The following is an 18,791-nucleotide window of genomic DNA, read 5'->3' as shown; positions in this document are numbered from 1 at the left end:
GGCCCGAGCCTGCCGAGCGTGCGAGAACTCTGCGTGCGGAGCGGATCTAGCCGGTGACCAGGGCGACCGAGTTGGCCCGGCGCAGCTTGCCCGACGGCGTCTTCGGGATGGTGCCCGGTCCGAGCACGACGACATTGCGCGGGCGCACGTCGACCTCGGTCACCACCTCGTGGGCGACCTGGTGCTCGATGCGACGCACCGCTGCGGGATCCTGGTAGGCGTTGGATTCCACTGCGACGGCGAAGGTTTCGCGTGAATGACCGGCGTCGAGGCGCACCGCGACGGCGCAGCCGGGGCGCACACCCTCGACGCGGCCCGCGGCCCGCTCGATATCGGTCGGATAGATGTTGCGCCCGGCCATGATGATGACGTCCTTGACGCGACCGCACACCACGACGTTGCCCTCTTCGGTGATGTACCCGAGGTCGCCGGTGTCATACCAGCCGTTCTCGTCCTGGGTCGGCAGGAAGCCGGCCATCGTGATGTAGCCCGGGGTGACCGATTCACCGCGCAGCTGGATGACACCCACGCCGCGGGTCGGCAGCACGGCACCGTCCTCGTCGACGACACGGGCGTCCAGGTCGCGCAGCAGCGGGCCCAGCGAGGCCAGTCGGCGGGTGTTGCCCTTGCTCGACGGCACCGCGCGGCGCAGCGCGGCCAGCAGGTCCGCGTCGACCTCGTCGACGACCAGGCCGGCGTTGCACGGCGAGAAGGACACGGCGAGGCAAGTCTCGGCCATACCGTAGGCGGGCAGGATCGCCGAGGCCTTCAGGCCGAACGGCTTGCCCGCGTCGATCAGGTCCTCGACGTCGGCGGGCTCGACGGGCTCGGCGCCCGAGAGCGCGAAGCGCAACGTGGACAGGTCGAACTCGCCCGGCTTGGCCTGGCGGCGCAGGCGCTTGGCGAACAGCGCGTAGGCGAAGTTCGGGGCGGCCGTCATGGTGCCCTTGTATTTGTCGATGAGGCGCGCCCACAGCAGGGTGTCGCGCAGGAAGTCCATCGGGGTGACCTTGACCAGCTCGGCACCGAAGTACATCGGGATGGTCAGGAAGCCGACCATGCCCATGTCGTGGAAGCAGGGCAGCCAGCTGACCATGACATCGGTGTCGACGTCGTACTCGGCGCCGATGAACATAGCCTCGGCGTTGGAGTGGATGTTGCGGTGGGTGATCTGCACAGCCTTCGGCGAGCCCGTCGACCCGGAGGTCAGCTGCATCAGGGCCAGATCGTCCTCACCGGTCTCGACGGGGTCGATCGGCTCGGCGGCCAACAGATCGGCCACCTTGAGGACCTTGATGCCCTTGTCCTCGAGTACCGGGATGGCGGCGATGAAGGGTTCGGAGACGATGACGGCCTTGAGCTCGATCATGCCGATGACGGTCATGGTGTCCTCGGCCCAGACGGCGAGGTCGGTGCGCGGGGTCGGCTGGTGCAGCATGGTGAGGCTGCCACCGCGCATCCACACGCCCTGCGCGGTCGGGGCGATCTCCACCGGGAAACCGGCCAGCACGCCGACGGAGTCGCCGTGGCCGATGCCGGCGGCGGCCAGGCCACCGGCCACCCGGCGGGCGCGCTCGTGCACCTCGGCCCAGGTGTGCCGGACCGGCTCGTAGGGTTCGCCGGTAACCATGCCCCGCGTGCTTTCCTTGGCGCTGCGGTACATCTTGTCGGTAAAGCGGCTCACGGCAACCTCCTGGGGTGTCTGGGGCCGAAGCGACGTCGTCGTCGGCTCCAGGTTCCTCGCGCGTTTCCCTATATTCCGCCTGCAGGTGCACTCTTCAGGAGAGGCGCGCACACACAATTGGGACGCAGTTGTGTCTCATTCCGGTGGTCACCGGCCTTTTGCGAACAGGCCAGTTTCCACCGCACCCATCTTAAAGAACCCTTAAGTAACTGCCAAACGGATGAGCCGATTGAGGCATGTGTCACACCGCGCGCGGGTTTGATCTCCCGCGGATCGGTCTCATCGGACGGGTTCGGAGACCACCCGGGCTCCGTGCACCGGCCCGCTGGCCACGCGGACGGTCCGGCACACACCGGCCCCCGACAATGCGGTACCGACATCGACCGCGTGTGCCGCGGAGGCGCACAGGAATGCGCAGGTCGGACCGGATCCCGAGACGATACCGGCCAGGGCGCCGGCCTCCTGGCCCGCCCGCAGGGTGCGGCGCAGATCGGAGCGCAGGTTCAGCGCCGCCGGTTGCAGGTCGTTGCCGAGCAGCGGAGCAAGGGCCTGCGGATCGCCGGTCGCCAGGGCAGCGAGCAACGGTTCGGCATCGGTGAGCCGGGGCGGACCGCTCCACTGCGTATCGGCGCGCAGCCGGTCGATCTCGGCGAACACCGCGGGTGTGGACAGGCCGTCATGGGCGAACGCGAAAACCCAGTGGAAGGTGCTGCGGGCCAGGACCGTGGCGAGTTCCTCGCCGCGGCCGGTGCCCAGGGCGGTGCCGCCGTGTAGGGCGAACGGCACATCACTGCCCAACTGCGCGGCCATCGCGTGCAGATCACGGCGCGGCACACCCAGATCCCAGAGCGCGTTCATGGCGACCAGGACAGCCGCGGCATTCCCGCTGCCGCCGGCCATCCCGCCGGCCACCGGAATCGTCTTGGTGATCGAGATGGACACGTCAGGGGCGCGGCCGACGTGTTCAGCCATCAGTTCGGCGGCGCGCCAGGCCAGGTTGCGGTCATCGACCGGCAACGCCTCGGCCCCCTCGCCGAACATCGTCAGTTCCAGGACGTCGGCGTCGCGGACCGTCACCTCGTCGAAGAGAGAGACGGCATGGAAAACGGTGGTCAGCTCGTGGTAGCCGTCGGCACGCGCATCGCCGACGGCCAGGTACAGGTTGACCTTGCCGGGAACCCGAACGGTGACCGAACCCAGCGACTCGGTGCCCGTCCACTCGGTGGCGGCATCCCCTGAAGAAGCAGACACCGCACGAACCTACCGCTGCGCCGGTGAAATCGACACCGGCCGCTCACGTGGTGAGATACCCCTCGTCGATCCCGCCGCTGACGCAGACACTAACGTTTGCCGACGCAATGTGTCAAGGATCACAGCGAGACCGGGGGTGCAGTCGTCAACGGCACTTTGCGGGCCGTCGAGGAGGCGAGTTGTCAGCTCAGCAAGTTAGCCGCGGACGGCGCGTCGAGCCGCGATTCGGCAGGCGCCGGGGCCGGGGCCGGGGTGAACTCGCCCGAACGCTGCAGCAGCCGGACGAAGTCCGCGATGCTCAGCGTCTCGCCACGACGGGCCGGATCGATGCTGGCCGCCAGCAGGCGCTCGGCGGACTCGTTTCCGGAACCAGCCCACTCGGCGAAGGCGTTGCGGGAGGTCTTGCGGCGCTGCGCGAAACCGATGTCGATCAGCTCGAACACCTGCTCACGGAAGGCGGCGTCGGTGGGCCACGGCGAATTCTCGTAGCGGTCGATACGCACCAGACCGGAGTACACCCGCGGGATCGGCCAGAACACCGTCGGCGAGACCATCCCGTAGCGGCGCACCTCGCCGTAGAAACGGACCTTCGCGCTCGGCACGCCGTAGTCCTTGCCACCGGGCTCGGCGGCGAGCCGCTCGGCGACCTCGGCCTGCACCATCACCATGACGGTCTTGATGGACGGGAACTCGGCCATCAGATGCAGCAGCGCGGGGACCGCGATGTTGTAGGGCAGGTTGGCGACCAGCGCGGTCGGCTGCTCTTCGAGATCACTCGACTTCAGCGTGAGGATGTCGCGGTTGAGCACGGTCAGCCGGCCGATCTCGCTGTGCGAGTGGTTGGCGATCGTCTTGGGCAGCTGGCGGGCCAGTACCGGATCGATCTCGACCGCGGTCACGCGGGCACCGCGGTCCAACAGACCGAGCGTCAGCGAACCGAGGCCCGGACCGACCTCGACGACACAGTCCTGCCGGTGAATCCCGGATGCGGACACGATTCGGCGTACGGTGTTGGCATCGTGCACGAAGTTCTGCCCGAATGCCTTCCTGGGACGGAAGTCGATCTCCCGTGCCAGATGCCTGATCTCGGTACGCCCGAGGAGCCGGATGGTCATCTTGACCCCAATCTCGCGCTACATGTCGGCCAGGCACCCCAACCCTGGCGCGCCCTCGTTACTTCAGCTATCGCGATCTGCTCTTCTCGAGTTGCCAGATCCGCGCGCTGAGCATAGCGCAAACCACCCTGTCGCTCCCAGGTGTTTTGATCAAATTGGACGCCACCGTAAAATCCGTTACCCGTGTTGATGGCCCAATTACCTCCGGATTCGCATCCGGCGAGGGCATCCCAGACGTGACCGTTGGACACCGGCGGCACCTCGGTACCCGGTTTCGTCCCGACTCTCAGCACCGCTTCGCGCGCGGGATTGACGACGACATTGGCTACTGGCAGCCTGCCGGTCTCCTGACCGTTGACGCGCGCGACAGCAAAGGTGACATCCTGCAGGCCCGGGGTACCCGGATCCTCGACGATCTGGCGGCTCTGATTCAGCGTCGGATCCTCGATCCGTTCGCTGGCCGGCGGCAGCGGGATCTGCTCGGTGACCTTCTCGATCCGCATCCTGGTCACCGCGATCTGCATGCCGTCGACCACCGGTGACATCGCCGCCGGCACCACGGTGTCGCGCTGCTGCAGCGGCGCGCCCGCGGCCTCCAGCAGGCCCGCGACGGTGGGCGCGGCCAGCCGCACGGTCCTGATGTTGCCGCCATCGTTGATCTGGACCGTCTTGGCACTCACCACCGGCAAAGACATGCCCGCCAACGGAACACGGCTGCCGCGCGAGGCCGCTGCGGGCGCGGTATCGGTCATCGACAGCTGGGCCAGCGCCTCCTGAACGGTCGCCGCGGTGGTCCAGACCTCGGTGCTGCCCTGCCCGTCCATCGAGATCTGCAGGGGCCGACTGCGCCGCAGCACGATGGTGTCGGCATCGTGCACCCGAGCGTCGGCCACCGGGAACAGATCGTCGCGGTCACCGACGGTGAAACCGTTCTCCTCCACGACGTCGATGACCCGGTTCTTCATGGTGGCCACGGTGATCGGCGCACCGTCCACACTCAGGGTCACGGTCTTGTGGGAGGCCACCGCCACACCTCCGGCAAACACCAGGGTGAGCAGCAGCGCACCGACCAGAAGATGCAGCGCCGGCGAGCGCGTTTCATGCAGTTTGTTCAAGACATTCAATGCTGTGTTTCCCGACTAGTTGAGCGCGGCATCTGCGTCAGCCCAACCGGCCCGCCGCGTTCGATAACAGGACGGTAACGAAGTTACGTCAACCGCGCCAACTCGTGAGGGTACCGAAGCCGTAGGTCCGAACCGCATTCTCGAAGGTCGTGCGGGCCACCTCGGTGGCCGGCCGGTCCAGGATGTCCGCCAGCGCACGCACCGTGTACGGCAGGCAGTAGGACTCGTTGGGCGCCCCCCGATACGGGTGCGGGGTCAGGAACGGGGCGTCGGTCTCCACCAGGAGCAGCTCGTCGGGGATGACCGTGGCGGCCTCCCGCAGGGCGTGGGCATTGCGGAAGCTCACCGTCCCCGACAGGCTCATCAGCCAGCCGTTGTCGGCACAGGTGCGGGCCATCGCTGCGTCGGAGGAGAAACAGTGGAAGATGACCGTCTCGGGGGCGCCCTCGGCCGCCAGCACGTCCAGCACCTCGGCGTCACCGTCGCGGTTATGGATCATCAGGGGCTTACCGGTGCGCTTGGCCAGGTCGATATGCCAGGCGAAGGCCTCGCGCTGCTGATCCGGCGCGGCGCAGCCGTCGAGGCGGCCCGGCCAGTACATGTCGATACCGGTCTCTCCCACCGCCACCACCCGCGGGTGCGCGGCCAACGCCGCCAACTCCGCCCTGGCGGCCTCGTCGAGGGTGTGCGCCCGGGTCGGGTGCAACGCCACGGCGGCATAGACCCGCGGATCCCAGTCGGCGGCCGCGGCCGCCCAGCGGGCCGCGTCGAGGTCGTCGGCGATGGTGACGACGGCCTGGACACCGACCGCACCGGCACGGTCAAGGATGGCGGTCACGTCCTCGGCGGTCTGCGCACCGCAGGCATCGAGATGGGTGTGCGCGTCGATCAGCGGGGTCAGCGGCTCCGGGGCGGGCGGCTTCTCTCTCTTGGCGCTCACCACAGACACCTTAAGGTGAGAGCCAAATGACTACGTCTCTCCCCGGCGCGGGGACGCGCACCCCAGGCGCCCCTTTCTACATCACCACTGCCATCGCCTACCCCAACGGCGACCCGCACATCGGGCACGCCTACGAGTACATCGCCACCGACGCCATCGCCCGGTTCAAGCGTCTCGACGGGTATGACGTGCGCTACCTCACCGGCACCGATGTGCACGGCCTGAAGATGGCCGAGACGGCGGCCAAGCTCGGCATCACCGCCGCCGAGCTGGCCACGCGCAACTCCGATGTCTTCGAGCGCATGCAGGAACGCCTCGGCGCCTCCTACGACCGGTTCATCCGGACCTCCGACGCCGATCATTACGAGGCCTCCCGGGAGATCTGGCGCCGGATGAATGAGGCAGGCGATATCTACCTCGGCAGTTACCAGGGCTGGTACTCGGTGCGCGACGAACGCTTCTTCGCCGAGGACGAGACCCAGGTGGGCGAGAACGGGACGCGCACGGCCATCGAGACCGGCACCGAGGTCACCTGGACCGAGGAGCAAACCTACTTTTTCCGGCTGTCCGCCTACACCGACCGACTGCTGGCGCTCTACGCCGAACACCCCGAGTTCATCGGGCCCGACGTGCGCCGCAACGAGATCGTCAGCTTCGTTTCCGGCGGACTGCGCGACCTGTCGATCTCGCGCACCACCTTCGACTGGGGCGTCCCGGTGCCCGATCACCCCGATCACGTCATGTACGTCTGGGTGGACGCGCTGACCAACTACCTCACCGGTGTCGGCTTCCCGGACACCACGTCCGAGGCGTTCGAGAAGTATTGGCCCGCCGATCTGCACATGATCGGCAAGGACATCATCCGGTTCCACACCGTCTACTGGCCCGCTTTCCTGATGTCGGCCGGACTGGCGCTGCCGAAGCGGATATTCGCCCACGGGTTCATCAACGTCAAGGGCGAGAAGATGAGCAAGTCGCTGGGCAATGTGGTCGATCCTCTGGTGCTCGTCGACGAGTTCGGGGTGGACGCGGTGCGCTACTTCTTCCTGCGCGAGGTGCCCTTCGGACAGGACGGCAGCTATAGCGAAGAGGCAATCATCGGGCGGATCAACGCCGATCTGGCCAACGAATTGGGCAACCTGGCGCAGCGATCGTTGTCGATGGTGAACAAGAACCTCGACGGGGTGGTCCCCGTACCGGGTGCTTTCACGCCCGAGGACAACGAGCTGCTGGCCGCCGCGGATGCCCTGCTGGATCGGGTGCGCGAGTGCTACGACCAGCAGGCCATGCATCTTGCGCTCGACGCCGTCTGGTCGGTCCTGGGCGCGGCCAATCGCTACTTCTCGGCACAGGAACCGTGGGTGCTGCGCAAAACCGAAACACCGGAGGCACAACAGCGTTTCGGCACGGTGCTCTATACGACGCTGGAGACCGTGCGCATCGCCACCCTGCTGACCCAGCCGGTGATGCCGACCGCGACCGCCAAACTGCTCGACCTGCTCGGCCAGCCGGCCGAGGCACGCGATTTCGGTGCGATCGGCACCCGGCTCACGCCGGGTGTCACATTGCCCAAACCCGAAGGCGTGTTCCCCCGCTATCAGACGGATGTGTGATGACCAGCCTGCACGAGAAGCTCCATGACATCTACGACGAAGTGGCCCAGCGCAATCCGGGCGAGACCGAATTCCATCAGGCCGTCTACGAGGTGCTCACCAGCCTCGGACCGGTGGTCGCCAAGCATCCGGAGTACGCCGACAACGCGGTGATCCATCGGCTCTGCGAACCGGAGCGCCAGATCATCTTCCGGGTGCCCTGGGTCGACGATTCCGGTGCCGTGCAGATCAATCGGGGGTTCCGGGTCGAGTTCAACTCCGCCCTCGGTCCCTACAAGGGTGGATTGCGCTTCCACCCGTCGGTGTACCTGGGCATCGTGAAATTCCTCGGCTTCGAACAGATCTTCAAGAACTCGTTGACCGGTCTGCCGATCGGCGGCGGCAAGGGTGGATCCGATTTCGACCCGAAGGGTCGCTCACCCCAGGAGGTCATGCGGTTCTGCCAATCGTTCATGACCGAGCTCTACCGCCATATCGGTGAATACACCGATGTGCCCGCCGGAGATATCGGCGTCGGCACCCGCGAGATCGGTTATCTGTTCGGCCAATACAAGCGGATCACCAACCGGTGGGAGGCCGGCGTGTTCACCGGCAAGGGTCTGACGTGGGGCGGCTCCCAGGTCCGCACCGAGGCCACCGGATACGGGACGGTGTTCTTCGTCGACGAGATCCTGCGGGCCGCCGGCGACTCGTTCGACGGCAAGCGGGTCGTGGTGTCGGGGTCGGGCAATGTGGCCGTCTACGCCATCGAGAAGGTGCAGGCCCTCGGCGGAATCGTGGTGGCCTGTTCGGACTCCGGCGGCTACATCGTCGACGACAAGGGCATCGACCTCGATCTGGTCAAGGAGATCAAAGAGGTGCGCCGCGGCAGGATCGACGAGTACGCCGATGCCCGCGGCAACGGCGCGCGCTTCGTCGCGAAGCAGAGTGTGTGGGAGGTGCCCTGCGATATCGCCCTGCCGTGCGCCACCCAGAACGAGTTGACCGGCTCCGACGCCGGCGCGCTCATCGAATCGGGGTGCCGCATCGTCGCCGAGGGCGCCAACATGCCGTGCACGCCCGACGCCGTCAAGTACTTCAGCGAGGCGGGTGTGACGTTCGCGCCGGGTAAGGCCGCCAACGCCGGCGGGGTGGCGACCAGCGCGCTGGAGATGCAGCAGAACGCCTCCCGGGATTCCTGGACGTTCGAGGAGACCGAGGCGCGATTGGCCGAGATCATGGGCCGCATTCACCACACCTGCCTCAGCACTGCCGACGAGTACGGTCAGCCCGGCAATTACGCGGCCGGCGCCAATATCGCCGGTTTCATCAGGGTGGCCGACGCGATGCTGGCGCTGGGCCTGGTCTAGCCGCGCGGCCGGTCGAGTAGTGGGCCGATCCGATAATCCACCAGCCGCCGCATGACCAACCCGGTGGTGGTCTTCTCGACGCCGTCGATGTCGAGGATCTGCCCGGCCAGCCGATACAGGTCGTCGGCGTCGCGCGCGACGATCTGCACCAGCAGGTCGGTGACGCCACTGAGGCCATGCACCTCAAGCACTTCGGGGATGCCGGCCAATGCGTCGCCGATGGCGCGCAGCCGGCGCTGGGTGACCGTGACCATGATGAAGGCCGTCAACGGGTAGCCCAGTGCCGCCGGATCGATCCGCCGCTCGAACGATTGCAGCACACCGTCGGTATCGAGTCTCGCCAGCCGCGAGTGCACAGTGTTCCTGGCCAGTCCGGTGGCCTCCGCCAAGGCGACCGTGGTGGCCCGCGGTTCGTGGACCAGTGCCCGCAGAATCCGCATATCGACATCGTCGACGACCCGGTCGGGATTCGTTGTCATGCGCGCTCCACTCGTCGAAGTCGGTCCCATAGAAGCACTATGGTCAATTCGACGTCATCGTATTGCACGAAAAGATCGCAAAATTGTGCAGTGTATGAACTATCTGCCCAACCAGATCGAGGGTGGGTCATGCGAGCGCCTTCCCCGCAGCCGATCCGGCGAACGCCGAGAGCATGACCTACGTCACGTAATGTCACATTGCCGGGCGCACCGGTGTCTTGAGGGCATCACTGGCCCACACAAGGAGACATCATGACCGAGACCGTGGCTCGCATCGTCATCATCGGCGGCGGTTACGCCGGCGCACTGGCCGCCAACCATCTGCTCCAGCGCGATGACGTGGACATCACTCTGGTCAACTCTCACCCGCAGTTCGTGGAGCGGATCCGGCTGCACCAGCTTGCCATCGGCAATGACGACGCCGTCGCCGATTACGCCGAACTGCTCGGGGCACGGGTGCGACTGGTGGTCGACACGGCCCACCGGATCGACACCGCGGCCCGCCGCGTCCAGCTCGCCTCCGGTGCCACGCTGGACTATGACCAGCTGATCTATGCCGTGGGAAGCAACGGGGGCGCCGCACCCGAATTCGCCTACCGGCTCGGCGATTTGGAGGATGCGCAACGCCTGGCGGTGCGCCTGCGGGATCTGCCGGCCGACGCCCCGATCGTCGTCGTCGGCGGCGGGTTGACCGGTATCGAGGCCGCGGCGGAGTTCGCCGAAGCCCGCCGCGCCGTCACACTGGTCGCCGGGGCGGTCCTCGGGCCCTCACTGAGCCATCCGGGTCGCCGGTCGGTGGCCAGACAACTGCACAAGCTCGGTGTGACGGTCATCGAAGGGGCGACCGTCGATGCCGTCGGCGCAGCGGACGTGATGCTGTCCGACGGACGCACACTGCCCGCTGCCGCCACCGTGTGGACCGCCGGATTCGGGGTGCCCGCACTGGCCGCCGCGAGTGGACTGCGCACCGATGCGTTGGGCAGGTTGCTCACCGACGAGACGCTGACCAGCATCGACGATGACCGCATCGTCGCGGCCGGGGATGCGGCCGCCCCGTCCGGTGTGCCGCTGCGGATGAGCTGCCAGGCAGCACTGCCGTTGGGCGCCCAGGCCGCCAACACCGTGTTGGCCCGGATCGCCGGAACCGATCCCGCCCCGATCAGTCAGGCCTTCACCGGCCAGTGCATCAGCCTGGGTCGCACCGGGGGCACCATCCAGTTGGCGCGTACCGACGACACCCCGATCCGGCTGTACCTCGGTGGCCGAGCCGCGGCGTTGGTCAAGGAACAGGTGTGCAAGGGCACGCTGGCGTTCCTGCGCAAGGAGGCCCGCAAGCCCGGTGCCTACTTCTGGCTCAAGAGCAGCAAGCGCGCCAAGGCGCTCGCACCGGAATCGGCACCGGCGTGAGCACCGGTGAGCACGCCGAGCGCTTCACAGCGCTACGTCCGCTGCTGTTCACCATTGCCTACGAAATACTGGGATCGGCAACCGAATCCGATGATGTCCTGCAGGAGAGTTATCTGCGCTGGGCCGAGGTGGAGCTGGACACCGTCCGCGACACCAAGTCCTATCTCGCCCAGCTGGTGACCCGGCAGTCACTCAACGCGCTGCGTGCGCAGGCCCGCAGGCGCGAGGAGTACGTGGGACCGTGGCTGCCCGAGCCCCTGCGGGTGCAGGACACCGATGCCAGCGCGGATGTCGTGCTGGCCGAATCGGTGTCGATGGCGATGATGGTGGTCCTGGAGACGCTGTCACCGGACGAGCGTGCCGTGTTCGTGCTGCGTGAGGTGTTCGGATTCGGCCACGACGAGATCGCCGCTGCGGTCGGCAAATCCACGGCCGCGGTCCGCCAGTTGGCACACCGGGCCCGGGAACACGTGCACGCCCGGCGCAAACGCTACGAGCCGGTCGACAGTTCGGTCAGCGAGGCGCTGACCGCTCAGTTCCTGCTCACCGCGGCCACCGGCGATATCGCCGGGTTGGTCGAGATGCTGGCCCCCGATGTGGTGTGGACCGCCGACAGTGCGGGCAAGGTCAGCGCGGCCCGCCGCCCGGTGCACGGTGCGGACAGGGTGGCGCGGCTGATCATCGGCCTGTTCCGGATGTCCGGCGAGCAGGGCCGGGTCGAATACACCACGTACAACAATGCTCCCGCACTCAACCTCTACCTGGGTGAGAGTTTCGAGGGCGTCATCACCGTGGAGTTCACCGCGGGCAAGATCTCGCACTTCTACGCCATGCGCAACCCGGAGAAGCTCACCACCGCGGCCATCCCGAGAGCCATCGGCCGCTAGCTTCTGGAAAGCTGAACCGGTGCGCATCGACCGGCTCGGCGACCTCGGCAACGCCCCCGAGGTGTTGCGGTGGATCGCCGATGCGGCGGCGCGCCACGGAAAGGCGGCGCCGGCCGCGCTGATCGGTGACTGGTTCGGCTCCCGTGCGGTGATCGCCCCCTCGCTGGCGGCCGAACCGCTCCCGGAGTTGTTCGAGGCCTACCCGGGCACTTCGACGTCGGTCGGCGGCGGCTGGTTCGGTTACCTGTCCTACCCGGACGGACCGGGGCAACCGCGCATCCCGCAGGCCGCGGGCGGCTGGTCGGACTCGGTGTTGCGGCAGGACGCGGACGGGCAATGGTGGCATGAGAGCCTCACCGACACAGCACTTCCCGATTGGCTGTCCGGGATATCGAGCGTGCCTGCCCGACCGTACCGGCTGACCTGGACCGCACCCGACCGTGACCGGCACCTCGCCGGTGTGACCGCCTGCCTGGACGCGATCGGTGCCGGCGAGGTCTACCAGGCCTGCGTGTGCACCCAGTTCCGCGGCAAGCTCACCGGGGATCCACTGGACTTCTTCGTCGACGCCGTCACGCGCACCGCACCGGCGCGCGCCGCCTATATCGCGGGCAGCTGGGGTGCGGTGGCCTCGTTGTCACCGGAGCTGTTCCTGCGCCGCAGCGGCGAGGCGACCTCGTCGAGCCCCATCAAAGGCACACTGCCGCTGCATGAGTCGCCGGCGCTGCTGCGCGCCTCGGCCAAGGACGTCGCCGAGAACATCATGATCGTCGACCTGGTGCGCAACGACCTCGGCAGGCTCGCCGTCACCGGGTCGGTGTCCGTGCCGGAGCTGCTGCGGATCCGGCCCGCACCCGGGGTATGGCACCTGGTGTCGACCGTCGCCGCGCGCATCCCGGTTGCGACGCCGATGTCGATGGTGCTGGACGCGACGTTCCCGCCCGCGTCGGTGACCGGCACACCGAAGGGCCGGGCCCGCGAGCTTCTCGGCGGCTGGGAACAGCATCGCCGCGGAATCTATTGCGGCACAGTCGGTCTTGCCTCACCGTCGGCGGGCACCGAGCTGAACGTGGCCATCCGCACCGTCGAATTCGACGCCGTGGGCAACGCGGTACTCGGCGTCGGCGGCGGTATCACCGCCGATTCAGACCCGGCCGCCGAATGGCAGGAGTGTCTGCACAAAGCGGCCTCCATCATCGCGCTGGGTCAAGATCGCGAAGTTCACGACGACGCCCGCAGCCCGGTCAGCGCCGTCACCCAGGCCGCGTTGCCGGAGAAGACGTAGAACGCGATCTCCCCGGCGGCGGTGTCGACGATCAAATGCGTCTGCCCGCCCGCCACCGAACCCTTGAACGCCGTCGCCTCCCGGACTCCGGTGATCTCGGCGACCGGGACCTCGATGGTCTTCTGAGTCAGCGTGCGAAACACCAACCGGCGCGCCGTCAGCGCGACGAACCCGGCGTTCTTCACGGTCGGATAACCCGGCGCGGTGGCCCCGCGGTAGGACCCCTTCTCCGGTCCGCGGACCATGGTCTCGCCGGCCAGTTCGGCGCCGAACTGCGCGGCGGCGGCCTCGCTGCGCCGCGGTAGCCACCACAGCAGCGGGATGGCGATCAGCGCGCCCACCGCGACCAGGATCCCGAGGACAAGCAACACCACGAACATCGTCGTACTCATACCGAACACACCCCCGCAGGCTCAGTCGCGCGACTTCAACACCGCATCGTAGAGCTCACGCTTGGACGGTGCGCCCGGATTGGCGGCAATGACCTGCGCACATGCGTCCTTGACGCGCATACCGTCGTCGACCAGTTCGGCCACCTGGGCCACCAGGGTGTCCAGATCGGCCGTCGGTGTCGCCCCGGCCAGCACCACCGTGATCTCGCCGAGCACCCCGTCGGCGGCCCAGTCGGCCAACTCGGCCAGCGTTCCGCGCCGGATCTCCTCATGGGTCTTGGTCAACTCCCGGCACACCACGGCGCGCCGGTCACCGCCCAGGGTGTCGACGGCGTCGGTCAACGTGTCGGCCAGCCGTCGCGGCGACTCGAAGAAGACACAGGTGCGCGCCTCGGCGGCCAGACCGGTCAGCCAGTTACGCCGGGCGACCTGCTTGCGTGGCGAGAACCCCTCGAAACAGAACCGGTCGGCGGGCAGCCCGGACACCGCCAGCGCCGTCGTCACCGCCGAGGGACCCGGCAGACAGCTCACCGTCAGCCCGGCCTGCACGCACGCGGTCACCAGCCGGTAGCCGGGATCGTTGATCAGCGGCATCCCCGCATCGCTGATCAACAGCACGGTGGCCCCGGCGGCGATCTCGTCGACCAGCATCGGCACCCGCGACGCCTCGTTCTGGTCGAACAGACTGAGCAGCCGTCCGGCCGGTGTCACCTCCAGCGCCGACGCCAGCGTGCGCGCCCGGCGGGTGTCCTCGGCGGCGATGACATCCGCGGTGGCCATGGCGCGGACCAACCGCGCCGACGCATCGCCGGGCTGACCCAGCGGAGTGGCACCCAGCAGCAATCGGCCTTCGGACTTTTCGGCGGGTGGGGGCGTAGCGAGCGGGGGTTCCACAACTGCAAAGCCTACGATCGTCGGTGATGACCGCTCCTGACACCGTGCAACCGGAGCGCGCCGCACCCATGATCAGTCCGGGACCACTCGTCCCGGTTCCCGACTTCGGGCCCGTCGACCGGCTGCAGGGCTGGGTGATGACCGCGATCATCGGGGCGCTGGCCGCGCTGACCCGCTTCCTGAACCTGGGCTCGCCGACCGACGCCGGCACCCCGATCTTCGACGAGAAGCATTACGCGCCGCAGGCCTGGCAGATGCTGCACAACAACGGCATCGAGGACAATCCCGGTTACGGCCTGGTGGTCCACCCGCCGATGTCGAAGATGCTGATGGGCATCGGTGAGTGGCTTTTCGGTTACACCGGGCTGGGCTGGCGGTTCAGCGGCGCGGTGTGCGGCGTCATCATCGTCATCCTGGTCGCTCGGATCGTCCGACGGATCAGCCGGTCCACGCTGGTCGGCGGGATCGCCGGGCTGCTGATCATCGCCGACGGGGTCAGCTTCGTCTCCTCCCGCACCGCGCTGCTGGACGTGTATCTGGTGGTGTTCGTGGTCGCGGCGTTCGGGGCGGTGATCGTCGACCGGGACCAGGTCCGGGAGCGGATGCACATCGCCCTGTTGGAGGGTCGCATCACCGACACCCCGTGGGGGCCGCGCCTGGGCGTGCGGTGGTGGCGGTTCGGCGCCGGTGTGCTGCTGGGTCTGGCATGCGCGACGAAATGGTCGGGCCTGTATTTCGTCGCCTTCTTCGGGGTGCTGACGCTGGCCTTCGACATCGCCGCGCGCCGGGCCTACCGGGTGCAGCGGCCGTGGCTCGGTGCGGTGCGCCGCGACGTCGGGCCGTCGTTGTACGCGTTGGTGCTCATCCCGTTCGCGGTGTATCTGGCCTCGTACGCGCGCTGGTTCGCCTCGGAGACCGGGGTGTACCGCCACGAGGTGGGCCGCACCATCGGCGAGGGCGGCTTCCTGCCCGATGCCATTCGCTCGCTCTGGTACTACACGGCCTCGGTGTACCGCTTCCATTCCGGGCTGACCAACGCCGCGGGTAATCACCACCCGTGGGAGTCCAAGCCGTGGACGTGGCCGATGTCGCTGCGCCCGGTGCTCTACGCCATCGATCAGCAGAACGTGCCCGGCTGTGGCGCCGAGTCCTGTGTGAAGGCCGTGATGCTGGTCGGCACCCCGACGATGTGGTTCATCGCGGTGCCGGTGCTGCTGTGGGCCTGTTGGCGGACGTTCGTGCGGATGGACTGGCGGTACGCGGCGGTGCTGGTCGGCTACTGCGCGGGATTCCTGCCGTGGTTCCTGGCCATCGACCGGCAGATGTACTTCTTCTACGCCACCGCGATGGCGCCGTTCTTCGTGATGCTGATAGCGCTGATCCTGGGCGACATCTTGTATCAGCCGCGGCAGAACCCCGAACGACGAACGCTGGGCGTGATCGCGGTGAGTTTCTACGTGGCGCTGGTGATCACGAACTTCGCCTGGCTGTACCCGATCCTGACCGGGCTGCCGATTTCGCAGACGACCTGGCATATGCAGATCTGGTTGCCCAGCTGGCGGTGAGCGGCTCGCGTCGCAAGGTGGTCTGAAGGATTGCGTCAGCCTCGACGGGACCGCCCCAGCGATGGTGCCGATTGCATACGCGAATACGGCGCTTTACGCCCCTTCGGTCCGTCTCAAGCTAGGACTATCGCCTCGGTTGCGGCACCGGTGTTGAATCGACAAAGTGTCGCTCATCTAAGGACGCCACAACCTCGGTCAGTTCGCGAACGGCACCTTCTACCCTGCTCCAAGTAAGTGGTGGATCAACAACTAGGTCGCCGCCGGCAGCCTGTGCGACCGAATCCAAATCCAGCCCCCAAAGATTGGCAAGGCTATTTATTGCGGATACAACGCAACGGGTCGAGAACATTGCGTTTCTCATTAAGAATATCCGGGCGCCTGCAGTTCCCTTCTGCTCAGAGACCACTGTAATTGCCAACCAGGTTGCGTTGCCGTGGGTCGGCCTACTCAGTTCTTCGTAGCCAATAGCGCCGTCACTGAAATATCGTTCGAGGAGGCGCGTTGCAGTTCCAAGCGTTTGTTTCGGCACATTCTTGAACTCCTTCGAGGTCCGCGCCTTCCAGCTTTCCCATCTCTTAATTAAAATAGTCGCACCAGCGTCGTTGGATGACTTGTATTCACGAAGTGACGCCGCAACCAGAGCGGCAACTCGGAGCATCCTGACGGAGTGATCGACATTTGCGTCAGACATATAAATAGAGCGGGAAGCATGTTCTGCGGCGGCTCGTGCTATCGCAGATGAGCCCACCAAGCTCGGGTAACCCCCGTCCAACAACTTCGACAGCGAGTTAAGACAGTCGCCGGCGGAAATGAGATAGAACTTGGCAAATCGGTGTGCCGTCAGTAACGGGTCCTCCACGTCTGACGTCGATCCAAATTGCTCATCAACGTCCGAGATCGATTGGCCGGGCTCACGGTACTGTGGCGTCCAGGTAGCAGTGGCGAGCGCATATTGAGCGGCCAAGCCTGATACAAACTTAACTGGTTCGACCCATTCTGCGACCGTGGCGTTCGCTTCGTCTTTCATGCGGTGGACACTATCTTTTCACCGTAAGGTTCAGGCGTGGACATCGTCGGACCACTCATCGGGGTTGTCGGTAAGGGCCGCTGCACGAGTAGGTGAAACTGTCACCTGATTGTGCAGCAGACCCAAGGGCCATTCGTTCCATGCTGCACATATTCGCACTAGCGCTCCGCTCTACGTTGCATGCTGTAGAGCTGCGTCGGAGCGGTTCGGTACGCTACGAAATTGGACACAGGGGGTGAAAGTGCCGTCAGACAATCCGGCCATTGTTCTGCGGGACATCCTGCGAAAGGTCATGGGCACAGGGTCCGATGTCCACGCGTCCTGGGTGCACGTTCTCGGTGCAGATGTAGGAACCGATGACTTTTCGCTTCGCCACTGCGAGATCATCGCAGTATGGCGCCAGGTATACGACCTGATCTTTGCGCTCCCTGAAGGCGACGACGACCGCAGCCAGTATCTAGGGTTGATGTCGCACTACTACACCGCGATCGTGTACCCCGACGCCTGGACGAACCCCTCAAACAAGATGGCCACTCGGCTGATCGTGGATCAGTTGACCGGTATCGCTTCAACCATAAAGTACCGTGCCTTGGCAGCGCCATCCCTAACGGATGATTCAATTGCTCGGCTGTACGAATCAATCACCGAATGGCGCGACATTTTGGATCAAGCGGATTTCGAGGAGAAACTGAAGGCGGAGCTACACGCGCAAGTCGATCATCTCGAGTGGCTGCTCGATAACGTTAATCTTCTTGGTTCCAGCCCAGTTGTCGAGGCGAGTAAGAAGCTGGCCGGTACAAGCCTCGTCGCGATGCAGGCGAAGCCGTCTTTCGCGAAGAGAATTGGCAAGGCGACGGCAGCCGCTCTGGCTGCAATTGCTTTGTTCCACGCGGGTGTGGACGACGTGGTTGGTGTCATTGAAGGCGTCAGCGAAATGCGTCACGCAGTGGTGGAAATTTTCAAGCCTCAGGACCAGCTCGAGCCTCCCCCGGCCATGAAAGAGCTCACGGCGGGCGGCATAGCTAATGATCCAGAAAGCCCCACGACCGACGACGGGTCGGAGGGCTGGCTGGGAGCACATTAGACGATTTGTGCCTCACTCACTGTCGCCGTCTTCGCGGCCTCGCGCTCAGCGAGCCACTTGGCAAACCGCTTCTTCATCGGGGTGATGTCCTTGGCGGTGAACGCGTAGCGCGATCCTGAGCCGACAACCTCGTAGTCCTTGGACGCACGCAGGAACACGCTAAGCGTCTTCGGGCCAGTGCCGACCGTCTCAGCGACCTCGCGGGTCGTGAGCGTGGAGGGAGCGGGTGTGGTCATGTTCAGGTCCTTTCGTTCGAGTATGTTTCGAACGTAATACAATCGTCGCCCGAACCTAACCCATACCGGCGGTAAGACTTTCGCTACGAATCCTCATCACGAGCAAAAGCTCCTAATTCTTCCTCCTGGCATGGTCGGACAGCGCCCCCACAATGTCGGCGATGGGCCCGAACGGGTGGTCGGCGTCGAGGTCCATCGTCAGTTCGCCATCAAGCTCGAACGTGTCAACTACCGTGCGACTCCCCTCAGTGTGCGATGTCCATACGACGCGAAAGCCCATCGGGCGCAGCCAGACGTTACGCGCCTCGGTGTCTTGTTCGTCCCACCACTCGGAGCAGAGTTCGCCCGTTGGTTCGGATCGCCATCCCGCGGGTTTCGCAGGTACAGAATTCAATTCGGGTTGACGTTCCGTCAACGCGGCGATGCGCTTGTCGAGTCTTTCACGCTAAGGTGTGCCGC

General features: G+C 66.1%; 17 protein-coding genes. 7 read left to right on the top strand and 10 right to left on the bottom strand.

The window, feature by feature from the left end:
* Nucleotides 1-46: 46 nt before the first annotated feature.
* The 5 genes from G154_RS13080 to G154_RS13060 form a co-directional block, all read right to left on the bottom strand.
* A complete protein-coding gene (locus tag G154_RS13080; RefSeq protein WP_023986198.1) occupies nt 47-1,684 on the bottom strand; it encodes a fatty acyl-AMP ligase in 1,638 nt (545 codons plus the stop codon).
* A gap of 279 nt (nt 1,685-1,963) precedes the next feature.
* Nucleotides 1,964-2,935: a 4-(cytidine 5'-diphospho)-2-C-methyl-D-erythritol kinase gene (locus tag G154_RS13075; protein WP_019511919.1), complete on the bottom strand. Its 972-nt coding sequence runs from the start codon at nt 2,933-2,935 to the stop codon at nt 1,964-1,966.
* 182 nt (nt 2,936-3,117) lie between these two features.
* Nucleotides 3,118-4,050 carry a 16S rRNA (adenine(1518)-N(6)/adenine(1519)-N(6))-dimethyltransferase RsmA gene (rsmA, locus tag G154_RS13070; protein WP_036479681.1) on the bottom strand — a complete coding sequence of 311 codons (933 nt, stop codon included), beginning with the start codon at nt 4,048-4,050 and terminating at the stop codon, nt 3,118-3,120.
* Nucleotides 4,047-5,174 carry a resuscitation-promoting factor gene (locus G154_RS13065; protein ID WP_023986199.1) on the bottom strand — a complete coding sequence of 376 codons (1,128 nt, stop codon included), beginning with the start codon at nt 5,172-5,174 and terminating at the stop codon, nt 4,047-4,049. The genes rsmA and G154_RS13065 overlap by 4 nt, the downstream gene beginning before the upstream one ends.
* An 88-nt stretch (nt 5,175-5,262) precedes the next feature.
* The gene (locus G154_RS13060) at nt 5,263-6,114 is read right to left on the bottom strand and encodes a TatD family hydrolase (protein WP_045546384.1); all 852 of its coding nucleotides are present in this window, start codon (nt 6,112-6,114) and stop codon (nt 5,263-5,265) included.
* Nucleotides 6,115-6,140: 26 nt separating this feature from the next.
* Between G154_RS13060 and metG the strand changes: the two genes are divergently transcribed.
* Complete coding sequence (gene metG, locus G154_RS13055; protein WP_019511924.1) at nt 6,141-7,727, top strand: methionine--tRNA ligase; 1,587 nt, start codon at nt 6,141-6,143, stop codon at nt 7,725-7,727.
* Nucleotides 7,727-9,076, top strand: coding sequence for an NADP-specific glutamate dehydrogenase (gene gdhA, locus G154_RS13050; protein WP_019511925.1), 1,350 nt, complete (start codon nt 7,727-7,729; stop codon nt 9,074-9,076). Before metG ends, gdhA begins: the two co-directional genes overlap by 1 nt.
* Here the strand turns inward: gdhA and G154_RS13045 are convergent.
* Nucleotides 9,073-9,555 (bottom strand): Lrp/AsnC family transcriptional regulator, encoded by a 483-nt coding sequence (locus G154_RS13045; RefSeq protein WP_019511926.1) that lies wholly within the window; start codon nt 9,553-9,555, stop codon nt 9,073-9,075. The genes gdhA and G154_RS13045 overlap by 4 nt on opposite strands.
* Nucleotides 9,556-9,807: 252 nt before the next feature.
* Between G154_RS13045 and G154_RS13040 the strand changes: the two genes are divergently transcribed.
* Genes G154_RS13040 through G154_RS13030 form a run of 3 tightly spaced genes read left to right on the top strand, consistent with a single transcriptional unit; the run spans nt 9,808 to nt 13,134 of the window.
* The gene (locus G154_RS13040) at nt 9,808-10,962 is read left to right on the top strand and encodes an NAD(P)/FAD-dependent oxidoreductase (RefSeq protein ID WP_019511927.1); all 1,155 of its coding nucleotides are present in this window, start codon (nt 9,808-9,810) and stop codon (nt 10,960-10,962) included.
* On the top strand, nt 10,959-11,849 hold the full coding sequence (locus G154_RS13035) for an RNA polymerase sigma-70 factor (RefSeq protein ID WP_019511928.1): 891 nt from the start codon (nt 10,959-10,961) through the stop codon (nt 11,847-11,849). Before G154_RS13040 ends, G154_RS13035 begins: the two co-directional genes overlap by 4 nt.
* A gap of 19 nt (nt 11,850-11,868) precedes the next feature.
* Complete coding sequence (locus tag G154_RS13030; protein ID WP_019511929.1) at nt 11,869-13,134, top strand: aminodeoxychorismate synthase component I; 1,266 nt, start codon at nt 11,869-11,871, stop codon at nt 13,132-13,134.
* On the opposite strand, the gene G154_RS13025 is transcribed toward G154_RS13030, so the two are convergent.
* Complete coding sequence (locus tag G154_RS13025; protein ID WP_023986201.1) at nt 13,071-13,526, bottom strand: hypothetical protein; 456 nt, start codon at nt 13,524-13,526, stop codon at nt 13,071-13,073. The two genes, G154_RS13030 and G154_RS13025, sit on opposite strands and share 64 nt — an antisense overlap.
* 21 nt (nt 13,527-13,547) lie before the next feature.
* Nucleotides 13,548-14,420 (bottom strand): 16S rRNA (cytidine(1402)-2'-O)-methyltransferase, encoded by an 873-nt coding sequence (gene rsmI, locus G154_RS13020; RefSeq protein WP_023986202.1) that lies wholly within the window; start codon nt 14,418-14,420, stop codon nt 13,548-13,550.
* A gap of 26 nt (nt 14,421-14,446) precedes the next feature.
* Here rsmI and G154_RS13015 point away from each other — a divergent pair, with 26 nt between their 5' ends.
* A complete protein-coding gene (locus tag G154_RS13015; protein WP_019511932.1) occupies nt 14,447-15,985 on the top strand; it encodes a dolichyl-phosphate-mannose--protein mannosyltransferase in 1,539 nt (512 codons plus the stop codon).
* 124 nt (nt 15,986-16,109) lie between these two features.
* Here G154_RS13015 and G154_RS26005 read toward each other — a convergent pair whose 3' ends face one another.
* On the bottom strand, nt 16,110-17,012 hold the full coding sequence (locus tag G154_RS26005) for a hypothetical protein (protein WP_234713026.1): 903 nt from the start codon (nt 17,010-17,012) through the stop codon (nt 16,110-16,112).
* Nucleotides 17,013-17,253: 241 nt separating this feature from the next.
* On the opposite strand from G154_RS26005, the gene G154_RS13010 reads away from it, so the two are divergent.
* A complete protein-coding gene (locus G154_RS13010; RefSeq protein WP_036479677.1) occupies nt 17,254-18,096 on the top strand; it encodes a hypothetical protein in 843 nt (280 codons plus the stop codon).
* Here G154_RS13010 and G154_RS13005 read toward each other — a convergent pair.
* A complete protein-coding gene (locus G154_RS13005; RefSeq protein WP_019511934.1) occupies nt 18,093-18,332 on the bottom strand; it encodes a hypothetical protein in 240 nt (79 codons plus the stop codon). The genes G154_RS13010 and G154_RS13005 overlap by 4 nt on opposite strands.
* Between the last annotated feature and the right edge of the window lie 459 nt (nt 18,333-18,791).

This window comes from Mycobacterium sp. VKM Ac-1816D (genome assembly GCF_000416385.1).
Lineage (GTDB): Bacteria > Actinomycetota > Actinomycetes > Mycobacteriales > Mycobacteriaceae > Mycobacterium > Mycobacterium neoaurum_A.
This window is presented reverse-complemented; position numbering and strand designations above follow the sequence as displayed.

Excerpts from the sequence above, each read along its gene's own strand:
- gdhA (WP_019511925.1), top strand. The coding sequence starts at position 7,727 with ATGACCAGCCTGCACGAGAAGCTCCATGACATCTACGACGAAGTGGCC.
- G154_RS13045 (WP_019511926.1), bottom strand. The coding sequence starts at position 9,555 with ATGACAACGAATCCCGACCGGGTCGTCGACGATGTCGATATGCGGATT.
- G154_RS26005 (WP_234713026.1), bottom strand. The coding sequence starts at position 17,012 with ATGAAAGACGAAGCGAACGCCACGGTCGCAGAATGGGTCGAACCAGTT.
- rsmA (WP_036479681.1), bottom strand. The coding sequence starts at position 4,050 with ATGACCATCCGGCTCCTCGGGCGTACCGAGATCAGGCATCTGGCACGG.
- metG (WP_019511924.1), top strand. The coding sequence starts at position 6,141 with ATGACTACGTCTCTCCCCGGCGCGGGGACGCGCACCCCAGGCGCCCCT.
- G154_RS13040 (WP_019511927.1), top strand. The coding sequence starts at position 9,808 with ATGACCGAGACCGTGGCTCGCATCGTCATCATCGGCGGCGGTTACGCC.
- G154_RS13015 (WP_019511932.1), top strand. The coding sequence starts at position 14,447 with ATGACCGCTCCTGACACCGTGCAACCGGAGCGCGCCGCACCCATGATC.
- G154_RS13025 (WP_023986201.1), bottom strand. The coding sequence starts at position 13,526 with ATGAGTACGACGATGTTCGTGGTGTTGCTTGTCCTCGGGATCCTGGTC.
- G154_RS13005 (WP_019511934.1), bottom strand. The coding sequence starts at position 18,332 with ATGACCACACCCGCTCCCTCCACGCTCACGACCCGCGAGGTCGCTGAG.